This window comes from Cyanobacterium stanieri LEGE 03274, assembly GCF_015207825.1.
Classification (GTDB): Bacteria; Cyanobacteriota; Cyanobacteriia; order Cyanobacteriales; family Cyanobacteriaceae; genus Cyanobacterium; species Cyanobacterium stanieri_B.
In genome coordinates, this window is the sequence record NZ_JADEWC010000026.1 from 1 (window position 1) to 25237 (window position 25237).

At 39.1% G+C, this 25237-nt stretch carries 19 protein-coding genes; 8 read left to right on the forward strand and 11 right to left on the reverse strand.

The window, feature by feature from the left end; genetic code table 11:
* Positions 1 to 61: 61 nt before the first annotated feature.
* Together IQ215_RS11035 and IQ215_RS11040 are read right to left on the reverse strand one after the other, a co-directional pair.
* The gene (locus IQ215_RS11035; RefSeq protein WP_193801370.1) at positions 62 to 556 is read right to left on the reverse strand and encodes a pentapeptide repeat-containing protein; all 495 of its coding nucleotides are present in this window, start codon (positions 554 to 556) and stop codon (positions 62 to 64) included.
* Positions 557 to 595: 39 nt separating this feature from the next.
* Complete coding sequence (locus IQ215_RS11040) at positions 596 to 1726, reverse strand: S-layer homology domain-containing protein (RefSeq protein WP_193801371.1); 1131 nt, start codon at positions 1724 to 1726, stop codon at positions 596 to 598.
* A 241-nt stretch (positions 1727 to 1967) separates the two neighbouring features.
* On the opposite strand from IQ215_RS11040, the gene IQ215_RS11045 reads away from it, so the two are divergent.
* The gene (locus IQ215_RS11045) at positions 1968 to 3431 is read left to right on the forward strand and encodes a BCD family MFS transporter (RefSeq protein WP_193801372.1); all 1464 of its coding nucleotides are present in this window, start codon (positions 1968 to 1970) and stop codon (positions 3429 to 3431) included.
* 22 nt (positions 3432 to 3453) lie between these two features.
* Here the strand turns inward: IQ215_RS11045 and IQ215_RS14495 are convergent, their stop codons facing one another.
* The 5 genes from IQ215_RS14495 to IQ215_RS11070 all read right to left on the reverse strand — a co-directional run bounded on the left by IQ215_RS14495 (position 3454) and on the right by IQ215_RS11070 (position 8589).
* Positions 3454 to 3576, reverse strand: coding sequence for a hypothetical protein (locus IQ215_RS14495; RefSeq protein WP_277815529.1), 123 nt, complete (start codon positions 3574 to 3576; stop codon positions 3454 to 3456).
* A gap of 55 nt (positions 3577 to 3631) precedes the next feature.
* Positions 3632 to 4675, reverse strand: coding sequence for a DNA (cytosine-5-)-methyltransferase (locus IQ215_RS11055; protein WP_193801374.1), 1044 nt, complete (start codon positions 4673 to 4675; stop codon positions 3632 to 3634).
* Positions 4676 to 5148: 473 nt separating this feature from the next.
* Positions 5149 to 6546 (reverse strand): argininosuccinate lyase, encoded by a 1398-nt coding sequence (argH, locus tag IQ215_RS11060; RefSeq protein ID WP_193801375.1) that lies wholly within the window; start codon positions 6544 to 6546, stop codon positions 5149 to 5151.
* Positions 6547 to 6732: 186 nt separating this feature from the next.
* Complete coding sequence (locus tag IQ215_RS11065) at positions 6733 to 8295, reverse strand: iron uptake porin (RefSeq protein WP_241735308.1); 1563 nt, start codon at positions 8293 to 8295, stop codon at positions 6733 to 6735.
* A gap of 156 nt (positions 8296 to 8451) precedes the next feature.
* The gene (locus IQ215_RS11070; RefSeq protein ID WP_193801376.1) at positions 8452 to 8589 is read right to left on the reverse strand and encodes a hypothetical protein; all 138 of its coding nucleotides are present in this window, start codon (positions 8587 to 8589) and stop codon (positions 8452 to 8454) included.
* Between the two features lie 29 nt (positions 8590 to 8618).
* Here IQ215_RS11070 and IQ215_RS11075 point away from each other — a divergent pair, with 29 nt between their 5' ends.
* The gene (locus IQ215_RS11075) at positions 8619 to 11198 is read left to right on the forward strand and encodes a family 10 glycosylhydrolase (RefSeq protein WP_193801377.1); all 2580 of its coding nucleotides are present in this window, start codon (positions 8619 to 8621) and stop codon (positions 11196 to 11198) included.
* Between the two features lie 177 nt (positions 11199 to 11375).
* Here the strand turns inward: IQ215_RS11075 and IQ215_RS11080 are convergent, their stop codons facing one another.
* Positions 11376 to 11819 (reverse strand): hypothetical protein, encoded by a 444-nt coding sequence (locus IQ215_RS11080; protein WP_193801378.1) that lies wholly within the window; start codon positions 11817 to 11819, stop codon positions 11376 to 11378.
* 83 nt (positions 11820 to 11902) lie between these two features.
* Here IQ215_RS11080 and IQ215_RS11085 point away from each other — a divergent pair, with 83 nt between their 5' ends.
* Positions 11903 to 12331: a SufE family protein gene (locus IQ215_RS11085; protein WP_193801379.1), complete on the forward strand. Its 429-nt coding sequence runs from the start codon at positions 11903 to 11905 to the stop codon at positions 12329 to 12331.
* 45 nt (positions 12332 to 12376) lie between these two features.
* Here IQ215_RS11085 and IQ215_RS11090 read toward each other — a convergent pair whose 3' ends face one another.
* Entirely contained in the window at positions 12377 to 14044 is a 1668-nt protein-coding gene (locus tag IQ215_RS11090) for an ABC transporter ATP-binding protein (RefSeq protein WP_241735310.1), read from the reverse strand.
* A gap of 280 nt (positions 14045 to 14324) precedes the next feature.
* Here IQ215_RS11090 and IQ215_RS11095 point away from each other — a divergent pair, with 280 nt between their 5' ends.
* Complete coding sequence (locus IQ215_RS11095; protein ID WP_193801381.1) at positions 14325 to 15131, forward strand: TPM domain-containing protein; 807 nt, start codon at positions 14325 to 14327, stop codon at positions 15129 to 15131.
* A 146-nt stretch (positions 15132 to 15277) separates the two neighbouring features.
* Here IQ215_RS11095 and IQ215_RS11100 read toward each other — a convergent pair whose 3' ends face one another.
* The gene (locus IQ215_RS11100; protein WP_193801382.1) at positions 15278 to 16429 is read right to left on the reverse strand and encodes an NAD-dependent epimerase/dehydratase family protein; all 1152 of its coding nucleotides are present in this window, start codon (positions 16427 to 16429) and stop codon (positions 15278 to 15280) included.
* Positions 16430 to 16898: 469 nt separating this feature from the next.
* Between IQ215_RS11100 and IQ215_RS11105 the strand changes: the two genes are divergently transcribed.
* Both IQ215_RS11105 and recJ read left to right on the forward strand, forming a co-directional pair.
* Positions 16899 to 19082 carry a phosphoketolase gene (locus tag IQ215_RS11105; protein ID WP_193801383.1) on the forward strand — a complete coding sequence of 728 codons (2184 nt, stop codon included), beginning with the start codon at positions 16899 to 16901 and terminating at the stop codon, positions 19080 to 19082.
* A 412-nt stretch (positions 19083 to 19494) separates the two neighbouring features.
* Positions 19495 to 21687, forward strand: coding sequence for a single-stranded-DNA-specific exonuclease RecJ (gene recJ / locus IQ215_RS11110; protein ID WP_206688578.1), 2193 nt, complete (start codon positions 19495 to 19497; stop codon positions 21685 to 21687).
* Between the two features lie 494 nt (positions 21688 to 22181).
* Here the strand turns inward: recJ and IQ215_RS11115 are convergent, their stop codons facing one another.
* Positions 22182 to 23036, reverse strand: a complete 855-nt coding sequence (locus tag IQ215_RS11115; protein WP_193801384.1) for an NAD(P)-dependent oxidoreductase — start codon at positions 23034 to 23036, stop codon at positions 22182 to 22184.
* Positions 23037 to 23044: 8 nt separating this feature from the next.
* On the opposite strand from IQ215_RS11115, the gene mltA reads away from it, so the two are divergent.
* Positions 23045 to 24256 (forward strand): murein transglycosylase A, encoded by a 1212-nt coding sequence (mltA, locus tag IQ215_RS11120; protein ID WP_193801385.1) that lies wholly within the window; start codon positions 23045 to 23047, stop codon positions 24254 to 24256.
* Between the two features lie 93 nt (positions 24257 to 24349).
* Positions 24350 to 25222, forward strand: a complete 873-nt coding sequence (locus IQ215_RS11125) for a 6-carboxytetrahydropterin synthase (RefSeq protein ID WP_193801386.1) — start codon at positions 24350 to 24352, stop codon at positions 25220 to 25222.
* The last annotated feature ends 15 nt before the right edge of the window (positions 25223 to 25237 follow it).

Genomic DNA, 25237 nt, shown 5'->3' on the forward strand with positions numbered 1-25237 from the left:
AAACAATGATCAAACAACACCCCATCTCCTCATCTCCCCATCACCCCTACCCCCCATCACCTTAATCCCTACAACCAAGACTATCTCGGGTAGATATGCCCGTCACAGGGTTAACCCCGTCTGCCCTTTCACACATCAAAGAAACCTGATAACGATCTATCACCGCATCGGTAAAATCAGCGCCCGTGATATTGGTATCATAGAATCTAGTTCTAGTGGCGATCGCCCCTATGAGAATAGCATCACTCAGATCAGAAAAATCAAAAGTAACTCGATCAATCAAAGCCCCAGAAAAATTAACCCCATGTAGGTCAGCATCCAACAAAACACTTTCGGTCATCATAGCATTAGTCAAATCAGAATTGCGCATAGATACCCGTCTCATGCTAGAAGCAGCAAACACCGCCCCCACTAACTCTTGATTAGAAAAATCTTGATCATCCAAATCCGCATAGGTTAAATTCACCATCTCTTGGGCATAGGCAGGGGTGGCACTACCAAGAATAAAACCAATGGCGAGGAATAAAACTATAACTATTTTCAAAAAACGATTCATAAACATAAAATGACAAACTATCTCCTACATGATAAACAATTACAGTTCATCCAACGAACGAACATCCCCCTGATAACCAAAACGATGGAGAGTGGTGGCCGCCTCAGACTTAGAGACAGTTTTTTGAGGCTGAAAAAGTTTAGTAAAGCCAAAAACACGACGCACATTAGCATTATCCCCATTTTGCCAATCAATATAAAGTTTTTGCCATAACTCAGGACTCATCTGGTTTGCATCTTGAAAACCCCAAGTTTCTCGGATATTATCGAGGGTAGTAGTGGGGAAACTCTGGCGAAAATCAAAAGGGACTTTCCAAGCGATTAAAGACTCTCTGGTTAAAGGTTGATCAGGGTTAAAGGCGATCGCACTCGGATCATTAGTCAAAGAAGAAGGAATTAACCCAGCATTAGCCAACCCCTGAATATAAGGAAAATCAGGATCACCCGTTGGCACATCATTAAAAACAGCCCCATCATTACCTTCAGCCAAACGAATTAACTTACCACTATCACCACTAAAAATCACATTATTAGCCTTCACCAACCAACGGGCATAATCACGACGACTAATCACCTCCCCCCCATTAAGGGACTCATTAGCCCCATCAATTACTCCTACCTGTACCAACTGTTGTAAAGACTCAGAAGCCCCCACCGTGGGGCTAGAATCCTGCCCAGAATCATCACCTTCCCCCTCAGGGGTAGTCGTATTTTCAGATAAACGACTATCCACCAAACTAAACTCCGTTTCATCCCCCACAACCTCAAAACCCATGGTTATACTAACCTCACCCCCATCATTCTCCTTCGTCGCCACCAACGAATCATTTTCCACCCTTTCCACCTGCCAATCAAACCCCAATAAACCCTGCTCATAGGAATCAACAATTAAATTAATCGGATCAGCAGAAGTCCATATAAAGCTATTATTCTCAACCCTTATCAACCTTGCCCCCTCATATACAGGAACATCTTCAGGAAAATTCTCAGGTAACTCCAACTCCTCCTCCATAACCATATCTTGCCCCTGTGGTTCATCATTATTATTAATTTCTTCCTCCTCCGTCAAACTAGCATCAGGAGAAAACCTAGATTCAAGGCTTTGATTACCACTACAACTAGATATAAACAAAGTAAAAACCAACAACACAAAATAACGAGATATAGTCATGTACCTATGAAAATCAAGATCTGTTACATTATATTAGTTATTAGATTTACTTTAAAATTAACCATTTTTAAACTCCAAAAGACCATCAAAATATCATTTTCCCTAAGTTGATTTAACAACTCTCCTTAACTTTAGTTCAATTAATAACATTCGATTCAAAGACCAAGGAAAAATCACACCAGAGGAAAATAATAGATTTTAACGGTCAAAAAATAATAAATAAAAAATAACCCTTTCCAAAATGACCACCAATAACTATCAAAACATTAACATCGATGACGGTGTCACCTCACCACCACCCCTCAAAATTTTTACCATCCTTCGTCTAGGCTTATTCAATCTTGGAGTCGGTTTAATGGCAGTCTTAACCCTCGCCGTGTTAAACAGAGTCATGATTACAGAACTAGCTATCCCCGCTAGTATAGCCGCCGGAACTCTTGCCCTGTCGCAACTTGTCGCCCCCATCAGGGTGTGGTTAGGACAACTTTCCGATGGTAAAAAACTATTTGGCTTCCATCGCACAGGTTACATCCGCACAGGAATCGTCATGGCAGGGATAACAATTTTAATTGCCGTACAATTGGTATGGATATTAGGAACAAATATAGAGGCTAATAATGGTTGGCAGTGGAATCCCACCACCATTGGAACATCTGTGGGGTTAGGTATTATGTTCATCCTCCATGGTATTGCCTTGGGGGCAAGTTCTACCCCTTTTACCGCTTTATTAGTAGATATTTCTGAGGAAGAAAGTCGTTCTAAAATTGTCGCAACCATTTGGTCAATGTTAATGGTGGGTATCGTCATTGGTGGTATCACAGGCAATATTTTTTTGGGTAATTTAGCCGTAGGAGAGATGGAGGAAAATCCTTTAATTTCCGTGGCTGATTTACAAAATCCCATTAATATGCTGTTTCTAATTGTTTCTGGGGTGGTGGTAATTCTCGCTTTAATCGGCACTTGGAATATTGAAAAAAAATATTCTCGTTTTCATCTGCGCACCAGTAACGAAGCAAGGGAGCAAAATATCGGATTACGGGAGGCTTTAAGGGTGTTAACTTCTTCTCGTCAAACGGGTATCTTTTTCTTTTTTCTGATGATGGTAACTACTAGCCTATTTATGCAAGAGTCAGTTTTAGAACCCTATGGGGGGGATGTATTTGGTATGGGCATTGGTGAAACCACCCTGCTTAATTCTTTTTGGGGGGTAGGAATTTTATTGGGTTATAGTGCTACTGGTTTTTTGGTAGTGCCTCGTATTGGCAAACAAAACACTGCTAGAATTGGTTGTTTGTTGGTGGCTATCTGTTTTCTATTAATTATTTTTTCAGGTTTAACCCAAAATGAAGGGATTCTCAAGGGTACAATGATTTTATTTGGCATTGCCGCTGGGGTGACAACCATTGGTTCTTTAAGTTTAATGTTAGATTTAACTGTAGCCGAAACCGCAGGAACTTTTGTGGGGGCGTGGGGTTTATCTCAGGCTATGGCTCGGGGCATTGCGATCGCCCTCGGGGGTTGGGTTTTAGATATTGGTAAGTTAATATTTGGCTCAAATCTTTGGTTAGCTTATAGTAGTGTCTTTTTTTGCGAAGCCTTGGTGGCATTGGGGGCGATTCTGCTTCTTAATCAAGTCAGTGTCAAAGAATTTAAGGAATCTACCCGTAAAGCTACAGAATTAGTCATGGAAGGGGATTTGGATTAAATACACTTTTGAATGGTAATACTTAAGGTGCGCTGGAAAAATAGAGTCTTGATGTTAATTGATGATTTTGTTTGCCCCGCACAGTGGATTTATGTTTTAGACAGTTTGCTTTTCTAAAAGTCTTACCGCATAAAGATTGTGCCATTCGATAGCTTTTCATTCCAATATTGATTGACTATATGTGTTGAAATCGAATTATTTTAAAATAAACTTAGTTGTTTTTGGGGATGCAACCTAACTCTTTCTTGATATTTATCAATGGGATTATGTATTTGCTTTTTAATGGCCGTTGCTAAATGAAAAGCCAACTGACAAGGTACGGCATTTCCCACCATTTTATAACCTGCGTTGACGTTATCATAATAAAAAATATGATCATCATCAAAAGTTTGAATCCTCGCACATTCCCTAACACTCAAACGACGATAAAGATGTTCATAACCAGAGGCAAAAATGCGTTTATCTTTATCCACTAAGGGCATTTTGGGGGCTTGGGGGTGAATTGGTGCATGTCTTCCCCCAGCCTGAATAGTAAAAGAAGGCTCATCCCAACTTCTTACCCTATTACGAGACATATAAATGCTGGAAAATCCTCCTGCTAAATATTCATGATTAGCAATTAAACATTTATCACCATTGGTATAGGTTTTGTTAACTGCAGGGATAGCACTATTTTTTAAATCCCAAATAGCGTCTTTTAGCACTTTTGATTTATCAATTTTTTTGGGAAATTCAAACTCAAAATTTAAATCATTTCTAATACCAACAAAAAAGACTCTTTTACGGTCTTGCGGTACGCCATAATCCACTGCATTTAAAAGGGAAAAAGAGAGAATATAACCAGTATCCATAAACAACTTTTGAATATCATATAGGGCTTGATGATGTCTTTTAGCTAACATTCCCGACACATTTTCTGCTAAAAAGAATAATGGTTTTTTATCTCCTAAAATTCTAATGAATTCAAAAAATAGTTGACCTCTTTTATCTTCAATACCTCTTAATGCCCCTGCTTCGCTCCAACTTTGACAGGGAGGCCCGCCGATAATACCATCACAATCGGGGATTTCATCGGAAGGAATTTTGGTTATGGAGCGTTGATCTAAATAAGTATTAGGAAAATTATTTCTAAAAGTTTGCCAAATATCTTTGTCATATTCATTGGCCCAAATAGTAGAAAAATCTGCTTTTTCAAAACCTTTATCTAATCCTCCAGCTCCTGAAAATAAGGATACTATTTTCACTTTTATATCTCCTTTTTTATACCAAATCCGATTAGTAAAGTTTACTATCACCCACTGTATAATTTATTACACGGCTCATAATTAACGTTCAATAAATTGAACTAAAGTTAGTTGTTTTAATATCTTCGTTAATTATTTTTTTTGCTCCGACTTTTCGATCTTTTTTATCAGAAAAAAACTACCCTTTCACTAAACTTATAAACTGTTCAATAATTAGGGTAGTTTAATCTGAATTATAAATAATATTTTTAACCTCAATTCGGGATAATTATTATTAGTCTAGTTTACTATCATGCTTGACGATAAAAACTTTACAACGGTTTTAAAATTGTTAAATAATAGCCAGAAATAGTGAAAAATATTCACCTTACTATTGCCTATTCCCTATTCCCTGCCTTAACTAAAAAATGTTATCCCGAACTCAGGTTATTTTTATGATTTTTTGATACTTTGAAAATCAGACCATAATAACACTATTCCCTATTCTCAGCTTGAATTAGGGTTTTCAGATTATCGATCGCCCCATAGACCTGCTCAAAACCTGTCCCCCCATAGCTATTACGGGCTTTTACCACCTGTTTAGGGGCGATCGCCTCATAAATATCATTTTCAAAGGCAGGATGCAACTCTTGCCACTCTGAGAGGGTTAAATCCCTGAGTAACTTACCAGCCTTGAGGGAAGTTTTAACCACCTTACCCACCAAATTATAAGCCTCACGGAAAGGCACTCCTTTAGAAGCCAAATAATCCGCCACATCCGTCGCATTAGAAAAGTCCTCATTAACCGCCTCCTCTAGTCTGCTAGTACGAAATTCCAACCCCTCAGATAACAAAATGGTCATAGCTTCTAGGCTACCCTTAACGGTTTTCACCGTATCAAAAATGCCCTCCTTGTCTTCCTGTAAATCCTTGTTATAGGCAAGGGGTAAACCCTTCATGATGGTTAACAAAGCCTGTAGATGTCCAAAAACACGACCTGTTTTGCCGCGCACCAATTCAGGAATATCGGGATTTTTCTTTTGGGGCATAATACTAGAACCCGTAGAACAATTATCCTTGAGGGTGATAAAACTAAATTCTTGGGATGCCCATAGAATCATCTCCTCACTGATACGGCTTAAGTGTACCATAATCAAGCTAGAGGCGCTCAAAAATTCGATGGCAAAATCCCTGTCACTCACCCCATCAAGGCTATTTTCGTAAATAGAGTTAAAGCCCAATAATTCCGCACTGTAATGGCGATCAATGGGGAAAGTAGTACCAGCGAGCGCACCGCAACCGAGGGGAGATATATTGGTGCGATCGTAAATTTGTGCTAATCTTTGCCAGTCTCTCTGGGCCATTTGAGCGTATGCCATGAGGTGATGGGCGAGGCTAATAGGTTGCGCCCGTTGTAGGTGAGTATAACCAGGGATAAGGGTTTCCACATGATTTTCGGCATGGTTTAACAAGGCTAGTTGCCAGTTTCTGAGCAATCCTTGAATTTGTTGAATTTGATCCCGTAAATACAAACGAATGTCCGTACCGACTTGGTCATTGCGCGATCGCCCCGTATGCAACTTTTTACCCACCGCACCGACAATTTCCGTTAATCTTCTTTCCACGGCAAAATGGACATCTTCTTCTTCTACCCCCGGGTTAAAATTCCCTGCCCCATATTCCTGCCTAATTTGCTCTAATCCTTTTACCAGGGTTTCCCCTTCCTCGGGGGTGATAATTCCTGTTTTTGCCAACATTTTGGCATGGGCCACAGATCCCGTTAAGTCGTATTCAATTAATTCAATATCAAAACCTATACTAGCATTAAATTCAGCAATGATAGGATTTAAAGAGGTTTCAAAGCGATCGCTCCAGGTCGTTTTTTTAGTCACAATTACTATAAAATTTCAATATTTTTACTATCAAAATCATAAAGCCAAACCCATGATAATGAGTAATCAATAATTGAGATATTAAAATACTATCATCGTTGCCTGTTCCCCATTCCCTGTTCCCTATGTAAAAAAAACCCCCAGCCATCAAAGACTAGGGGAAATGTCATCAAAAATCAGAATTAATTAGAAAGTAAATCTGGTACGAACAACACCCACAACCTCAGTACCATTGCGATCGTCATGGTTAGGATTGAAGATAGCATAAACACCAGGGGTGATAGAAACATTACGGCTAATGGGATATTTATATTGACCTTCCAAGATGAAAGAAGTATCTCTTTCAGAACCAAAAGTTCCACCAGTTACCTTAGGAGGTTGACCACCAGCAACGGTAAATACGGCGCCTTCTTTTAAAGCATCAATGAAGGAAATATTAGCATTCCAGGTAAATACATCAGCATCAGCACCACTTCCATCTTGGGCATCAGCATTACCAAAACCAACCCAACCAGCTACGTTGATATTGGGGCTAACTCTCCAACTGGTTTGAAGACCAAAATTATCAGTAGAAGTAGGAACACTGCCAAAAGGTCTTCTGGTGAAAGGACTACCAGTGCTACCCACAATGTTAGGGCTATCAGAGAAATAGCTACGGGCGTAAGCTAAACCTAAACCGAAGCTATCGGAAGGATTAAAGCCAAGTTGAACCACCGCGCTGAAATCTCCATCAAATAAGCCATTACCATCGCTAGGATCGGCCGCATTACCAGCAAGATAGGAAGCGCTGATTTCAAACTGATCACTAAATTCATAAACCAAACCTAAACCGCCACCTGAATTTTGACGGAAGATTAAGGGGTTGTAACGAGTGCCACGGGCTAAAGAACCACTACCACTACTATCAGTGAAAGGGCTGTAAGGTTCGTGAACATCATCGGTTTCAAAGTCTGTACCGATAAAGAAAGTAGCTCTGTCGCCGATGGGGGTACGATAGAAAAGTTTATCTACCACTACGTTATTATCCGGAGTGTTTTGGGCGAAGTTAAGACGAGTCATATCAGAACCGCTGAGGTTTTGAAGAGCTGGAACGTTTCCAGCTGCTAGACGAGTTCTTAATCTGTCTCTACCAGTGAAGCTAGTATCAAGGGATAAACGAACACGGTTACTGAAGGTTACTTGTCCGCCAACGTCATCATTTTGAGCCACTAAACCGAAAAGGACTTCACCGTTTAATTTGGTGGTGGTGGAGAATTGATTGTCTTCGAGGAAAGCGACTCTGCCTTCGAGGTTGTCAACTCTAGCACCTAGGGCCGCTAGTTCGGTTTCAAATTCAGCAATTAACCTTCTGAGGGCGGCAATGTCTTCATCGCTAACACCACCAGTGCCGATTAATCTTTCGATGGATTGCATACAAGCATTTAAACCAGCGGCGAATTCATAACGGCTTAAAGCTCTGTTGCCACGGAAGGTGCGATCGGGATAACCGACGATACATCCGTAACGTTCAACTAAACTTCTTAAGGCTTCATAGGCCCAGTCTGTGGGGGAAACATCGCTAAGTTGGTTAACGGAGGTGACTTGACCTTGAGTGTTAGTATCAGAAGAATAGTTGCTGATTTGTTCTAGGGTAAAGTCTGTGTTGTTAATTTCGTTAGCTTTAACGGATTCAACGGCAGTTCCAGTTAGTAATGTCATAGCCATTACGGTGGAAGCTGAAATGTTGTATTTTTTTAGATTTTTTAACATGATGATAAAAAGTTCCTCACACCTTTTTGGTTTTACGTTCTGCTATTATATTTGTTACTCTCTACAATTGTCTTTTACCGTAAGTAAAAGTTAGATTATTGCGAGTATATGTCAACAGACTTAATAGCATACTATATTGAGTTTAAATGATCAAGATTAAGGTAAGTTTAATTGTTGTTGACAAATTTGATCCCGTGACACAGGGCGATCGCCCCTAACCTTAAAATGCAACATAAGATCATCAATTGCTATGATATTTGAGCGATTATGGTTAATATTTCTGATAATTTGCATAATTAATTTGGATTACACAAAAGAAGAAGATGTTAAAACTGAACAAAATATTTTGCTCTCCCAAAATGGGGTTAATGATACTCCTCGGCGGTATATTATACGCCCCTGCCACCATGGCTCAATCTTCTCAAGTAAAACTAGGAGTAGTGTTAAGTAGAGAAAACATTACACAATGGGAGCAAATCAGTTCTCGATTAAACGATTCTTCTATCAATTACTGTGTCCTAGACACCAGACAATGGCAAAGTCCACAAGACTTACAATCATTAGATGTTTTATTCTTACCCAACGTTAATAACATCAACAACGCCCAAGCCAGTGCCTTAAAATCATGGGTAAATAACGGCGGAAAAGTGATCGCCTCAGGGCCTACGGGGGAATCATCCTCCGGGGAAGTCAAACAAACCTTAAGAGAAGTATTTGGCGCTTATTGGGCTTACCCTATCTCTCAGGCTTCTTCTTTGGTGTTAAACAATCCCGAAAATAATAAAAATATCCTAGCCTCCAATAGTCTCATCGGGGGAGTAATTGTCCCCACCAACTCAGATAATCAAACCAAAGCCTCTTGGTCCATGGATGGTAATCCCCCCGCCGTCATTAGCAACAATCATTCCACTTTTTTGGGATGGCGTTGGGGTGTAGATAACATTAGTAATAGTGAATTTGACGTAGCATGGTTAACCAATATCCTCAACGGTTATGGGGTAAATAGTGTTCCTCCCTTTGCCTTAGGAGAAGTGTTGCCCTGTGAGCAATCCCCCAGACAACCTTTTAACCCCCCAAACCAGAACTCTCAACAAACCCCCCCCAGCAATCAAGTAGCGCAAAACAACCTATTTTCAGCTACCCGGTCTCAACCCCAAGACCGAATGATCAAAGAACTACAACAGTTAGTTCACCGAGTGCAAAATACCCTCATCAAAGCCGACTCCCAACAGGAAATCTATAAAACCTCCATGGCTCAAGTAGTCCAACAACTAAGCCAAGGTACAAATAAACAGAGAAGTTTAATCCATAGCAATATTTTCGCCCACAACGCCATCAACCATGCCCAACAAATTATTCAAAACTTTCCCGAGTTAGCCAGTCAAGACTTCAACAACGCCCGACAAAACTGGTTAGACGCTAGACGTCGTCTTTGGGATAACTACCCTGTCGATCGCCACTTCGCCCAATCAGAAGTTAGAGGTATTTGGCTAGATCGAGGTACTATCGTCAAAGCTAAATCTAAAGCAGATTTAGAACCATTATTTGATCGTTTTGCCCAAGCGGGAATTAATACGATCTTTTTTGAAACCGTCAACGCCAGTTACCCCATCTACCCCAGCCGAGTAGCTCCCGAACAAAACCCCATGACGAGGGGATGGGATCCCCTTCAAGCAGCCATTGAACTCGCCCACGAAAGGGATATGGAGTTACATGCCTGGGCTTGGATTTTTGCAGGGGCTAATGAAGGACATAATCGCCTTCTCAATTTACCTGATAATTACTTAGGGCCTGTGTTGAGTCGTAATCCTAGTTGGGTACTAAAAGACAAGGATGGACAAGCATTTAACCGCACCCCCGGATTTAAAAAGGCATTTATTGATCCGGCTAACCCCCAAGCCAAGGAATATTTACATCGACTTTTAGAAGAAATTGTCACTAACTATGATGTGGATGGCATTCAATATGACTATATTCGTTATCCGTTCCAAGATGGTACTACCCGACAAAATTTCGGTTATACCCAAGTTAGTCGTCGTGCTTTTCAAAATGCCTATGGGGTAGATCCGCAAACCTTGACCCCTAGTTCTCCATTATGGTCCCAATGGTTAGGTTTTCGCATTCGTCAAGTGGATAGTTTTGTCCAAGAATCCTCCCGTCGTCTAAAAGCTATCGATCCTGATGTAACTATTTCGGCGGCGGTATTTCCCATGGATAGACAAGGGCGTTTAAATGTTTTACAACAAAACTGGGAGGAATGGATTCGTAATCAATCGGTGGATATGATGGTTTTAATGACCTATGCGCTTGATACGGGAAGTTTTGAGAGTCGTTTAGAGTCTTTGAATGATCCGAGTTTAAATAATAGCTCTAGTTTAATTATTCCTGGAATTCGTTTACTTAATGTTCCCGATACCGAGGCTCTTGATCAAGTTCAATTATTGCGTAATTTACCAACCTCTGGTTTTGCTTTATTTGCGGCGGAAAATTTGGATTCTAATTTAGAAACTATTTTCCAAAAGACTCAGGGAGGAGATACGATGATTCCTCAATTTTTACCCCACCGTCAGCCTTTTAAGGTTGCCTCCCAACGTTATCAAGCCCTCGTGCAAGAGTGGAATTTTGTTTTGCTTAATGGTCAAATGGCGATCGCCTCTGGATACTTAGAAAACTGGGCAACTAATGCGGATAACCTCAATCAAGCCTTAGCAAAATTGGCAGAAAATCCGAGCCAAAGCAACCTGCGACAAGCTAAAAATAGCTTACAACGTTTTAAGGGGCAATTTTCTAACTACACAAGGGAACATGGCAACATACAACCCCTGCAGGTGGAATCATGGCAAAATCGCCTTGTTACCATTGAAAACCTTCTTAATTATGGGGAGAGAATGGAGCAAAATTAAAATTTGGCGTTGGTGAATTAAGGTACAATTTTTAGTTTTGTTTGGCAATAGGCAATAGGGAATAGTAATAATAGTTTTAATACTATACATTTACTGTAATTCAATAATGGTTCATGCTCAAAATCAGTGATGCCTAAAATTTTAGATGTTGGAGAGTTTGAGTAAATACAGGTTTTATCAACGGTTAACTACTCTTAGGGTAAAGGGATATTGATTTCCCCCCGACTCTCCTACATAAATTGAATATTGCCCCGGCGCCCATACTCCTCCCATGTGGGGTAGTTTTCCTGTGGCGGTATCCCCTAAAATACAGGTGCGATCGCCCCTATCTGGCCCAACAATTAATAAAGTGGGCTTACCCTGACTAGCTTCAACCTGAAGATGTAGGGAAAAATTTTGTTCCCTCAAATTAATCACATGGTGAGGATTTTCTCTAATATATCCACAATCACCACTATTCACACTTCCGCCCATATTGCCAGTGATTTCCCTATTCAAACTTTGGGCAACGGCCATCGGGGCAAAAAAATAAGCCCATAAGAGTAACATTGAAAAAGCCCGTAAGGTTGAAAAATTACTCTTATTACCCCCAGAAGCAAATAGAAAAATTTTGTGATTCATTTTAGTTCGTCTTTTTTTTTCCTGTCTTCTATCCTAGACTAGAAAGTATAGTTAAATGTTCTCCATATTTACAATTCGATAAAATGGCTTCAAACTCTACCACAAGACCTGAAAAATTAGATAAAATCGTCCAAAAGTTCAAACGCAGGGAAAATCCTAAACAAAAATATGAACAGTTGCTATGGTATGCCAAAAAGTTAGAACCATTACCAGATAATGATAAAACCGCAGAAAATAAGGTTTCTGGTTGTGTATCTCAAGTTTATATTATCTCTAAGGTCACAGATGGTCAAATTTTTTATCAAGGAGATTCTGACGCTCAATTGGTAAAAGGATTAGTTGCTTTCTTGATTGAGTCTTTGAATGGTTTAACCCCCCAAGAAATTATCTCCATTGAGCCTGATTTTATCGAAGAAACTGGACTACAAGCGAGTTTAACTCCTTCCCGTGCTAATGGTTTTCTCAATATTTTTAAAAAGATGCAACAGTTAGCCCTTGTTTCTCTGGCTTAAGGGATATTCCCCGACAAGATTGCCTCGTAATCCATTGCGAGGTTATTAGTCTTCATAAAACTGCTGGGCGTGAAAACGGGCATATCGTCCATTTTGTTCCAATAATTGCTCGTGATTACCTGATTCGATAATTTTACCTTTATCTAATACTAAGATGCGATCTGCTCTTCTGACGGTGGCTAGACGGTGGGCAATAACAAACACGGTGCGCTCTTGCATAATTCTTTCTAAGGCTTCTTGTACAAGGGCTTCGGATTCCGAGTCTAGGGCAGAGGTGGCTTCATCGAGAATGAGAATGGGGGGATCTAAAAACATGGCTCGGGCGATCGCAATGCGCTGTCTTTGTCCTCCCGATAGGCTAATGCCCCTTTCTCCCACATAACTATAATAACCTTGGGTTAAGTCCCGGACAAAACGATCTGCATTGGCAATTATCGCCGCTCTTTCTACTAATTCTATATCAAAATTAGTTTGACCAAAAGCAATATTATCGGCAATAGTACCAGAAAATAAATTAGTTTCTTGGGGTACAATTCCAATTTGTTTTCTAAGACTTTTAATGCTGAAATCTTTGATATTAATACCATCAATTAAAATTTCTCCTTCCGTTACATCATAAAAGCGAGGTAACAAATTTACCATGGTACTCTTACCAGCTCCAGAAGTACCCACAAGGGCGATCGTTTCTCCTTTTTTAACGGACAAATTAATATTATTTAAAACCAATTTATCATCATTATAAGTAAAACTAACATTACGATATTCCACCAACCCCGTCGCCTTTTCAAGAATGACAGAATCTTCTTTTTCTACTACTAAAGGTTGCAAATTTAACAACTCAAAAATACGCTCCACAGAAGCCTCCCCCTGCTTAAACTCATTATAATTATTCGTAGTAATAGAAATAGGATCAATTAACAAAGCCACCGCTGCAATGTAGCTCACAAAATCAGTACCCGTCATATTACCCTGAGAAATTTGCCAACCCCCAAGGAAGAATAACAAAATGACACTCATCGCCTCCAAAAAACCCACTACCACAAATTGCAGAGCCTTAATTCTTTCCGCTGCAAACTTACTTTTTCGATTATTTTCTGCTTCAATACCAAAACGATTTATTTCATATTCTTCTGCCGCAAAAGCCTGTACTAATCTAATGCCACCAAAAACCTCGGTAATTAATGCTGATAAATTAGAAATACGATTTTGACTTTTTCTCGTCAAATCCAATAACCTTGAACCAAAAGCACCTATCAATAAAGCCATTAAAGGAGCAACAATTAAAGTAGAAATAGTTAACTGCCAATTAACGTAAATCATGTACCCTAAAACCGCAATTAATTGCAGAATACTAGGTAAAAATTGCTGAAATATCTTATTAACAACTTCTCCTATTTTGTCCACATCTTCAGTGAGACGATAGGATAAATCTCCCGTTTTCGCTGACTCAAAATAACTGAGACTTAATTTTTGTAAATGTCCATAAACTAATTTACGTAAATCGAGAGCTATATATAAGGCCGCCTTTGCCATGAGAGTATCTTGCCCATACTGCACCACCCCTCGAATAAAAAATATAATTGCCGATAATCCAGCTAAAGAAACAATAGAATTTAAATCCCCTTGTCCAATAAAACCCGCCATTTCCCCTGCTAACCAAGCCAAAATAGGCCAAAAAATTGTAAATCCGATGGTGCAAAATAATGCTCCCATGATAGTTTTCAACTGGGGGCGAATATAGGGAATTAGTTGCCAGTAGATGGATTTAGTTTGTTTTTCCAAGGTGGTAGATTGAAATAGACTGTTTGAAGTTTACCTGAAAATGAACCTTTTTGATGGCTTGTAAACTAAGAAAAATTGTTTTTAATCTATTTTCTTTTTTATTTTTTTAGCTAATTTTGTTTTTCCTTCCCGAAGGTAAGTTAAAATAAAAGTTAATATTTGTAACAAACCTTAAAAACCCTTATCAAAAAGTAATCTTTCGTTAGAAACTATGCACAGTCGTCTTCTTAATAAAATATTCGTATCTTTAACCATTTGCTTATTAACATTAACAACGTGGTTATTTAATCCTCAACCAGCCCAAGCCGTTAACAATCCTGAATTGCTACCTAGTGAAGTTACCCCCGTGGTAGATTTAGCAAATTACTTGCCAGATTTGCAGGAACAATATTTAATCGAAGAGTTTGATAAATTTGAGCAGGAGACGGGATGGAAGTTAAGGGTATTAACTCAATATGATCAATCTCCGGGTAGGGCGGTAATTAAGTTTTGGAATTTGGATGAACAGAGTATTTTATTAGTGGCCGATGGCAGGGGGGGTAATTTGTTGGCTTTTAGTGTGGGGGATGATGTTTATCCTTTGTTACCTCGTACTTTTTGGATTGAATTGCAAACTCGCTTTGGTAATATGTATTATGTTCGTGAAAATGGGGAAAATAATTCCATTGTGACGGCTATGGATACGGTGGAAACTTGCTTAAAGGATGGTGGTTGTTTGGTTGTACCTGGGTTACCTCAAGAACAATGGATTTTAACATTAATTACTTCTGTGGTGGGGGGTGTTATTTTTGGTTTGGCTGCTTTACCCCGTAAGGAAGGACAGGTTTTTGCTTGGCAGTGGGTTTTAATTATTTCTCCTTTGTGGGGAATTTTATTTATTGCTTTTGGTATGGGCCCTGTGGTAACTCGTACTACGGAATGGTTACCTTTATTTCGTAATGTAATTGGTTTTATTTTGGGGGCGTTGGTGGCATATTTTTCGCCTTTGCTTAATCAGCAATCTCCTTCTGAAACTTAGTCTTTTGGGTTTAAGTAATTAAAAGGAATTAGTATTATTGTGTCTTCTTTCTTCTGTGTGGAGAGGGAAGATTTTTTATTTTCTAAAAAAAATAAGGGCTGAAGATTATTCAACCCCTAAATTAGATAAATGAGCTTAAAATCTGATTATCTGCGCCATGATACTTTGGGTAAGATTTGTTCTAAATTAGCTCTATCTTTGTACTTAGTCGCAAAGTTAAGTAAAGAATCGAGGAGAGAATCAGAGAGATAGTGAGGTTGTAAACCAAGATCTAATAATTTGGTGTTTTTAGCGTTGAAGTAATGTTCCTCAATTTCTACGCGGGGGTTTTCAATGTTATTCACTTCCACTTTTAAGCCGATGGTTTGTCCTGCTTTTTGTACCATGGAAGCTAAGTCATTGATACTGAATTGTTCGGTAAATTGGTTAAATACTCTAAACTGTCCAGCATCAGCAGGATTGGCGATCGCCAGTTCCATACATCTTACAGTGTCCCGAATATCCAATAAAGCGCGGGTTTGTCCACCTGTACCATATACGGTTAAAGGATGTCCTAATGCGGCTTGAATACAGAAACGGTTTAAAGCCGTACCAAATACACCATCATAATCAAGACGGTTAACCAACATTTCATCCATGCCAGTTTCTTCAGTCAAGACACCATAAACGATACCTTGGTTTAAATCAGTGGCACGAATACCCCATACTTTACAAGCAAAGTGGATATTGTGGCTATCATGTACTTTACTTAAATGGTAGAAACTACCTGGTTGTTTAGGATAGGGTAATAAATCCTTACGGCCATTATGTTCAATTTCGATATAACCTTCTTCAATATCAATATTAGGAGTACCATATTCGCCCATAGTACCTAGTTTGACGAGATGGGTATCGGGAAATTCTTCTTTGATAGCATAAAGAATATTAAGAGTACCTACTACGTTATTAACTTGGGTAAATACAGCGTGTTCTCTATCAATCATAGAATAGGGTGCGCTGCGTTGTTCCCCAAAATGTACCACTGATTCGGGTTCAAATTTACGAAAAGCCTTGATCAAAAAATCATAATTGGTAATATCACCGATAAATAATTCAATTTTTTTGCCCGTTAACTCATACCAACGTTGAATACGTTTCTGGATAGGGGCGATGGGGGTTAGGGTTTGTGAACCCAATTTGTCATCCCAGTGACGACGGGCTAAACTATCGAGAATTGCTACTTCATATCCTTTATTGGAGAGGTGTAGGGCTGTTGCCCATCCACAGTAACCGTCTCCGCCTATTACTAATGCTTTCATCTTACTATTTGTGCTTAATATCAATATTTAGGTTAATTTACCAATTATTGGTACTCAAAAGATCATTGAATATGACTTTTTTTTGGTTAAAGTCCAATTTATCACTAAATCTTCGCTTCTATTATTGTAGATGTGTTGGTTAATACATTAAAAAGGGAACAGGGAACGGGGAAAAGGGAACGGGGAAAAGGGAAACGGTTATAATATTGAGAAGTCTTAGTTTTTAGTGTAATTCAACTAGATTTCATAGCATAATTAAGCAATGCCATATATTTTTATGACCAAAACCATTGATTATTAAAAATAATACCACCATTGCCTATTGCCTATTGCCTATTGCCTGTTGCCCATTGTCCATTGCCCATTGCTCAACCCAAACAACAAATCATATACAGTTCACCTAACGCCATTACTTGATAAAATTGAGCTAATAATCAATTGCATTAATTAAGAGGGATCAACGGAAATCATGACAAATTCCCCGTTCTATCAAGGAATACAGTACTTTAAAGAAGACTTACCCCATTTTGCTGAATATGGCACACAAAGTGCGATCGCACAGGATCAAACCGCCATCGCCTCTGCCACCGACAAAAAAGCAGTATATCAAACCCTCCTCGCCGCTGATGCCTTACGTTACCTAACCCTACACATCACCGCCACCAAACAATCAGGACATCCGGGGGGTTTTGCCAGTATCGCCGATGCGATCGCAGCCTTGGTCATGTTAGGACATAAAAACATTATTACCGAAGTAGGACACCACGCCCCTGGGTTTTACAGCACCGTTTTTCTTGACCAATCCCTTGAAAAAATGGGTATCTACACCGTAGAAGACATGGGCAACCGATTTAGGGAAATGCACGGACTTCTTGGACACCTTTCAGGACAAATCCCCGGACTCCTCAACCCCGCAGGCCCCCTCGGACAAGGCCAACACTTCGCCATGGCAGGGGCAAAACTCCACCCCGGCACTCTTTTCCCTGTTACCATCGGTGATGGCGGATTAGGAGAACCTTATATCATGAGTAGCTTTGGACACTTCAACACCGCTTATCCCCAAGCCACCAACTTTTTACCCATTCTCGTATGGAATGGATATTCCCAAGAGCATCATAGTATGGTATCCACCAAAACCAACCAAGAAATGATCGCCTATTGGCAAGGCAACGGCTTCCAAGAAGTCATCCTCGTCAACGCCAAAGACTACGATGACAGCAACCAACCAGGGGAATATGTAGATAGTACCAAATTTTCTTTTGCTAAAAGGCTCGAATTTACCCAAGCCGTTTTAGAAGCCACCGACAAAGCCGCCAAATCCTCCCTCGGTGGTAAACTAACTGTCCTCATCGTCAAACAGCTAAAGGGCGCTGGAGTCCACAAAACTGGTTCAAAATCCCATAACCTTTACCCTGGAGATAGCCTAGATAAAGATTATATCGCCTCCGCCCTCCAAGAAAGAGCCTTATCCAAAGAGGCTTGGGAATTAGTGCGCAGTAACTTCTCCCGTGCCAATGGAGGCCCTAACGTTGAAGTGGCAGTTACCGAGAAAGAATTACCCCTCCCCGACTTAGGCACATTACCCCTCACTGAATATCCTGTGGGTGGAGATAAAAAAGTAGCAACCACCGCCATGGGTGAATTAGTTGTCCATGTGGGTAAACAAGATCCTAATTTTATCGTTACCAACGCCGACGGTAACGCCGCTTCGGGTATTAATAACATCAACATCGGTTTAAAAATCCTCCACCCCACCACCGACGAAACCTACTTCCAACAACCCCAAGGGCAGGTTTATGAGCCTTTGAGTGAGGATGCCTGTGCAGGTTTAGCAGTAGGACAGGCTTTATTTGGAGCGCGTAGCCTTTGGTGTTCATACGAATCTTTTGCCATCAACGGCTTACCCATCTGGCAAACCGTTACCCAAGCCATGGCGGAATTAAGAAGGGAAACCCCCTCCACCATTACCCTCTTTACCGCAGGAGCATTGGAACAAGGGCGCAACGGTTGGACACACCAACGCCCCGAGGTGGAAAATTACTTCGCAGGAATGATGCGTAACGGCAATGTATTTCCCCTCTTTCCCTGTGATGCCAACAGTACCCAAGCCTGCTATGAATGGGCGTTAAATACCAAAAATAAGGGCATTACCATCACTGTTAGTAAGTCTCCTTTACCCATTCTCACCACCTTTGATCAAACAAAAGAAGCCTTGGAAAAAGGCGGGGTAATTCTCCATGAATCTGAGGGAAGTAAAAAGGTTGTTTTTGCGGTTATCGGTGATATGACCTTAATTCCTGTGTTTGAAGCGGCTAAAGCCTTAGAAGCCGAAGGAATCGGGGTGCGTATCGTTTCTGTAATCAATCCCCGTCGCTTATATCGTCCTACGGATGTGGCATGGGAAACCTGTACCGCTAAGGATGGTAATTTCCTTGATGATGCTGGTTTTGAGGCTCTCTTTGGAGGTGATGCTTTAATTGGTGTAACGGGTGGTACTAGCGGAATGTTAGAGCCTATCATGTTACGCAGTAATGTTAAACGGGATACCTTTGCTTGGAAACGGGGAGAAACCACCGCCAGCGCTGGAGAGTTGATGGCGTTTAATGGTTTAACGGCTGATGCTTTAAGTGCTAGGGCAAAAGGTTTATTGTAGTTTTTTCTGGGGTGGGCAATGCCCACCTTTTGTATTAAATTAAAATAATTGTTTAATGGAAAATTGTCCTAAATATCTCTCTCCTCAACTAATATTAAGTTCGCTAAATTAGTGATAGATAGATTGTGTCTTGATAACCTCACCGTGTAATGAATTACAAGGCTAACGGTAATTCGTTCAATAAATTGAACTAAGATATTGATATTGTTGATTTGTAAGTGATCAAGGGGACTTGATATAACACAACCTTTGTTTGAGATAACATTTTCTGGTAAAGGCAGGAAATAGGCAACAGGAAACATTAATCAAGTTTTAGGGTGTGGAAAAATAATACTTTCATCTTATCCTGAATCAGATTAACAAACTTTTTTTATCAATTATTGTTAATTATCAATTTTTTGGTTGAGTCGCTATGATTAATCAATGGAAAATTTCCCCTATCTACGATATTCCAAAATGGTTTCAAGACATTATTCAGGAATACACAAAAGATATTCCCTCTAAGGGGGAGTTAGTTTCTCAAATTCTCTGGCATCGAGGTATTAGGGAAGAAAAACAGTTACGCACTTTTTTAGATAGTCGCAACTATCAACCTACGTCGGCTTTTGATTTTGGGCAGGAAATGAAGTGGGCTGTTAATCGTCTTAGTCAGGCATGGGAAAAGGGTGAAAAGGTATGTATTTGGGGTGATTTTGATGCGGATGGTATTACTTCCACTTCTGTGTTATGGGAAGGGTTAGGACAGTTTTTTGTGCAGGATATACAGTTAAGTTATTATATCCCTAATCGTTTTAAGGAGTCTCATGGTTTAAATTGTGCTGGAATTGATAAGTTACATCAAGGGGGAGTCGGTTTAATTGTCACTTGTGACACGGGAAGCACTAATTTAAGGGAGATTGATTATGCTAAAGAATTGGGCATAGATATAATTGTCACTGATCATCATACTTTACCAAACGATCGCCCCAGGGTAGTATCTATTATTAATCCCCGTTATTTTGCTGATTTCCATCCTCTCTATCATCTTTCGGGGGTTGCGGTGGCTTATAAGTTAATGGAGGCTTTATATGAGACTTTTCCCCATATTCCTACCGCACCAGTGGAAGATTTACTGGATTTGGTTGCCATTGGTTTAATAGCGGATTTGGTGGAGTTAAAGGGAGATTGTCGTTATCTTGCCCAAGAGGGCATTAAAAAATTACCAAAAACCAAGCGTTGTGGCATTCAAAAGTTACTAGAGTTATGCAAGGCTAATGGCGATCGCCCCATGGACATTTCTTTTGGTATCGCCCCCCGTATCAATGCAGTCAGTCGTATCCACGGGGATGCTAGTTTTTGCGTCAAATTATTAACCACCAAAGATAGTAAGGAAGCTGAAACCCTCGCTAAACAAACAGAGGAAGCTAATCTTAACCGCAAGGAATTACAACAAACAGTATTAAAACAAGCCCGTAAGAAGGTAGATGATTTAGATTTATCTACCACCGCTGTCATTGTTTTGGAAGATAATCAATGGGAAACGGGGGTATTAGGATTGGTGGCTAGTAGCATCAGTCAGGAATATGGGCGCCCTACTATTCTCCTTAGCACCATGATAACCAATGATTCTAATTTAGCACGGGGTTCGGCTCGTTCAGTGAGCGGTATTAATTTATATGATTTAGTGTTATCCCAACAACATCTTTTATCGGGTTTTGGGGGGCATCCTTTTGCCGCTGGTTTGGCTTTACCTTTGGAAAATTTACCTCTATTTCGAGACGGTATTAATCAAAAGTTGAAACAACAATTAGATATAACTAAATTGCAACCTATCCTTGAGATAGATTTAACTGTTACTGTTGCTCAATTAACCAAAAAATTATTTAGGGAATTGAAGTTACTTGAACCCTGTGGCATGGGTAATTCTGCTCCTAAATTATTGATCAAAAATTGTTGGTTTAGTAATGTTTTTCATAAAAGTTATACCGCCAAAAATAATAAAAATATTAGCTATTTAGTAACATATTTTAATTTATGTGATATTACTACTCAAGATAAAGGAATTGAAGGAAGTTGGTGGGGTCATGGTTCTAATGATATTCAAGAGAATAAGACCTATGATATTATAATTGAGTTTGATTTTAACAAACACAAAAGAAAAAACTCTGATTCAGAAGAAGGTAAGTATGAGCCGAGAATAATAGATATTAAACCTGTTACTAATTCTGAGCTAAATTATTATACTAATAAATCTTCCACTGCTAGAAATAATATTGTTTTAAAAACAAGTAATAAAAAAAAGGAACACGAACCCTTTGACGAAAATTATTATCAGGAAATATGGACTAACTTTTTAGGGATTATTAAATATTTAATTAACCATCAAACACCCATTGATATAACACTATTTAAACGAAAAGTTTCTATGGGCGATCGCACCTTAAACCAAGCATTAAAAACCATTATCTATTTAGGAATTAATTACACCATAAAACAAAACCAAATTCAATTTGTAAAACAAAAAATAGACCTTAATCAAGAACAATATATAACCAATTTATCTAAGACAATTCAAATGATTAAAGAAGAATATCTCCGAGAATATTTATCAAAATCATCTGTTTAATTAGGGTAATTAACTAACTTGATTTCGGGATAAAATTTATAGTTTTATCAAGGTATCATACTAAATCCGTCAACCAAAATATACTTTAGTTCAACTTATTGAACGATAAGTTGTTAGCCTTGTAATTCATTGCAAGGCGAGGGATGAGATATTTTCTAACTCGGATTTGGTATCAGGTGTTGGGTTAAAGAATTTATAGAAATGATACTTTATGGTAAATTCCCGAACTAAATATATCTTATATGAAATACTTAAATATTTGCAACAAATAAAGTCTCTAAAATAAAATTCCAGCCTAATTATATTTATAGAGCTCTTTTTTATATTTCATATTAGTTCAATTCATTGAACGACAAACTATTAGCCGTGTAATTCATTACACGGTGAGGGTAGGAAAATAGAATCTATTAATAACGAATTATTCGAATTTTATATAATTCATTGCAAGGGGAGTGATAATATATTTTCTAAATCAAACTTGAAAATACTTAATATTAACCCTTTATTCCCTCAACTAATGCCGAATAATCTCCATTTTGAAAACCCTTTTCCATGGCATTTTGCACCACCGATTGAATAGCCTTAAGGGCAATATTATTAATACTTTTATCCTCTGTAGCATCCAAAAATAAATTAATATCTTTTAATAAATGTTTAGTGGGAAAATTAGGATTATCATAATTACCCTCAACCATTCTTGTTAACTTTTTATCAAAAGTAGGTGCATACAAAGCACTATCACGCAAAATATCCATAAAAATATCAATAGATACCCCTTGTTGTTGTAAAAAGCTCAAACTAAGGGCAAAAGTGCTAGTTAACCCTGCAATCATTTGATTTAAAGCCAATTTCAAGGCAGCCGCTTTCCCTACTTCTCCAATTAGAGTGGGTTGAGGACTATAATTTTTAAATAAAGGTTGCCATTGTTCAAACTGTTGCGGTGTTGCTCCCACCATTAATAATAATTCTCCCTGCTTAACTTGGGGAATGCTACCCAAAACGGGTGCTTCCAAGTATTCTCCCCCCCTTGCTTCGATTTCTTTGAATAACTGCTTACTCTCATCGGGGGCAATGGTAGCCATTTGAATGACTGTTTTTTGGGCAAAAGAAACATTAGAGGATAAAATAACCTCTTTAATGGCGGAAAAATCTGACAACATCAAAATCAAACAATCACCGAAGTCAATAGCTTTTTGGGGATTAGTTGTGACAGGAACTTTTTCTTCTTTTAAGGGTTCTAATTTTTCAGCAGAACGATTGTAACCCATAACAGGTATATTCGCTTTTGCCAGTTTTTGGGTCATTGGTAATCCCATTAAACCCATACCAAAAATAGCTACTTTAGTCATGATACAAAATGTTTTTTAATAATATAAATAAAAAAGAAAAAAATCAAAAAAGAATTGTTTATAGTCTTAATTTAAGCAAATTGATATTTAATTTGTCAAAAGTTAGTTTAATAAATATCGGTTTAGGATTATTTTTTATCCCTTCTTCATTTGCTCAAAACATTCCATTAAAGCCCGTAGAAAGTTTACCAATGGAAGTATTAGACACTCAAATTTTGAGCCGAGATAGACAAAGGTTAATTCGGGCTATTGACCATAGTTTACGATACATGAATACGGAGAGTGCGAGAAAAGCCTATGAAAATTATTCTGTGCCGGGGTTTACCCGTGAGCGAGTAATGGCTTCCTTACGGCGTTTTCGTGAGTTGTTGGCCACTTCCCATTCTTCTGCACAACTGCAAGAAGCTATCGAAAGGGAGTTTCGTTTTTATCGTTCTGTGGGTCATGATGGAGAAGGTACGGTACACTTTACGGGTTATTTTCAACCAGTATATCGTGCCAGTCGTCAAAGGACTGATGAGTTTCGTTATCCTCTCTACCGCAGACCGAATAATTTTGATAGTTGGAATAGGCCTCATCCCACGAGGGCGCAATTAGAAGGGGTTGACGGACAGGGTACTGATAGTATCATACAGGGTAATGAGTTGGTGTGGCTGGGCGATCGCCTCGAAGCCTATTTAGTACAGGTACAAGGTTCAGCAAAACTAAGGTTAACCAATGGACAAACCATGACTATCGGCTTTAATGGTGCAACGGATTATCCCTACGTCAGCTTGGGAAGAGAATTAATTAATGATGGCAAAGTACCTGCCGAAGAGATGAGTTTACCCCGATTGATGCAATATTTAGAAAATAATCCCGATGAATTGAGTATCTATTTACCCCGAAACAATCGTTTTATCTTTTTCAATGAAACAGGAGGACAACCCCCCATGGGTAGTTTAAATGTACCCGTTACCGATGAAAGATCCATCGCTACCGATAAATCTATTATGCCTCCCGGGGCATTAGCCCTCATTCATACCCGTATTCCCCAACTGAACCCAGATGGGCGGATGATCACCCCTGTAACCAGTCTTTATGTACTAGATCAAGATACAGGAAGTGCCATTAGGGGCGCTGGGAGGGTAGATATTTTCTTTGGTACAGGAGATATTCCTAAAGCCCAAGCGGGTTTAGTGGATTGGGATGGAGATTTATTTTATCTACTTCTAAAATAGACATTTTCAAAAATTAAAGAAATGTTAAGTTAGGTAAAGGAAAAAATGATAAAGTAGAAACAGAATCAGCAACCAGAAATCATAACTATTGCAATGAAATGTATTGTCAATCGCCGAGCCAAATTCAGCGCCAGTCACCGTTATTGGTTGCCCGAATTATCAGAGCAAGAAAATCAAGAGCGTTTTGGCCCTAATAGCCGTTTCCCTGGCCATGGACATAATTATGTATTATTTGTGTCCTTGATTGGAGAATTAGATCAATATGGCATGGTGCAAAATCTCTCTAATGTGAAAAAAGTTATTAAAAATGAAGTTACCAGTCAGTTAGACTATGGTTATCTTAATGATATATGGGAGGAATTCAAGGAAACTCTGCCCACCACCGAAAACATTGCAAGGGTAATTTGGCAAAGGTTAAATCCTCATTTACCGCTCACTGACATTCTGTTATACGAACATCCTCAACTTTGGGTTAATTATCAAGGAAAAGATATGGAAGCAACTTTAACAATTCAAACTCACTTCAGCGCGGCTCATCGTTTAGCGTCCAATCAGTTAAGCTATGAAGAAAATTTAGAAATATATGGTAAGTGCGCTCGTCCTAACGGCCATGGGCATAATTATCATTTAGAAGTTTCTGTCACAGGGCAAATGGATGCTCGTACGGGAATGATTGTGGATTTAGGGGCGCTGCAAAATGTCATTGATGAATATGTGGTAGAACCTTTTGATCATACTTTCTTAAATAAAGATATAGCCCATTTTGCTGATACTGTACCCACCGCCGAAAATATTGCTTTTTACATTGCTACTTTATTAAAAGAGCCTGTAAGTAAGTTAGGGGTTGAATTAGAAAAAATCAAGCTCATTGAAAGTCCCAATAATTCCTGTGAAATTTTCTGTCGTAATCAAAGTTTTGATGGTATGAAGGTTGAGGAATCTGAGAAAGTTCCTGCTTTAGCTTAATATTTGATGGGGGTT

Excerpts from the sequence above, each read along its gene's own strand:
- IQ215_RS11035 (WP_193801370.1), bottom strand. The coding sequence starts at position 556 with ATGAATCGTTTTTTGAAAATAGTTATAGTTTTATTCCTCGCCATTGGT.
- IQ215_RS11040 (WP_193801371.1), bottom strand. The coding sequence starts at position 1,726 with ATGACTATATCTCGTTATTTTGTGTTGTTGGTTTTTACTTTGTTTATA.
- IQ215_RS11045 (WP_193801372.1), top strand. The coding sequence starts at position 1,968 with ATGACCACCAATAACTATCAAAACATTAACATCGATGACGGTGTCACC.
- IQ215_RS14495 (WP_277815529.1), bottom strand. The coding sequence starts at position 3,576 with ATGGCACAATCTTTATGCGGTAAGACTTTTAGAAAAGCAAACTGTCTA.
- IQ215_RS11065 (WP_241735308.1), bottom strand. The coding sequence starts at position 8,295 with ATGTTAAAAAATCTAAAAAAATACAACATTTCAGCTTCCACCGTAATG.
- IQ215_RS11070 (WP_193801376.1), bottom strand. The coding sequence starts at position 8,589 with ATGCAAATTATCAGAAATATTAACCATAATCGCTCAAATATCATAGCA.
- IQ215_RS11075 (WP_193801377.1), top strand. The coding sequence starts at position 8,619 with ATGTTAAAACTGAACAAAATATTTTGCTCTCCCAAAATGGGGTTAATG.
- IQ215_RS11080 (WP_193801378.1), bottom strand. The coding sequence starts at position 11,819 with ATGAATCACAAAATTTTTCTATTTGCTTCTGGGGGTAATAAGAGTAAT.
- IQ215_RS11085 (WP_193801379.1), top strand. The coding sequence starts at position 11,903 with ATGGCTTCAAACTCTACCACAAGACCTGAAAAATTAGATAAAATCGTC.
- IQ215_RS11090 (WP_241735310.1), bottom strand. The coding sequence starts at position 14,044 with ATGGGAGCATTATTTTGCACCATCGGATTTACAATTTTTTGGCCTATT.
- IQ215_RS11095 (WP_193801381.1), top strand. The coding sequence starts at position 14,325 with ATGCACAGTCGTCTTCTTAATAAAATATTCGTATCTTTAACCATTTGC.
- IQ215_RS11100 (WP_193801382.1), bottom strand. The coding sequence starts at position 16,429 with ATGAAAGCATTAGTAATAGGCGGAGACGGTTACTGTGGATGGGCAACA.
- IQ215_RS11105 (WP_193801383.1), top strand. The coding sequence starts at position 16,899 with ATGACAAATTCCCCGTTCTATCAAGGAATACAGTACTTTAAAGAAGAC.
- recJ (WP_206688578.1), top strand. The coding sequence starts at position 19,495 with ATGATTAATCAATGGAAAATTTCCCCTATCTACGATATTCCAAAATGG.
- IQ215_RS11115 (WP_193801384.1), bottom strand. The coding sequence starts at position 23,036 with ATGACTAAAGTAGCTATTTTTGGTATGGGTTTAATGGGATTACCAATG.
- mltA (WP_193801385.1), top strand. The coding sequence starts at position 23,045 with ATGTTTTTTAATAATATAAATAAAAAAGAAAAAAATCAAAAAAGAATT.
- IQ215_RS11125 (WP_193801386.1), top strand. The coding sequence starts at position 24,350 with ATGAAATGTATTGTCAATCGCCGAGCCAAATTCAGCGCCAGTCACCGT.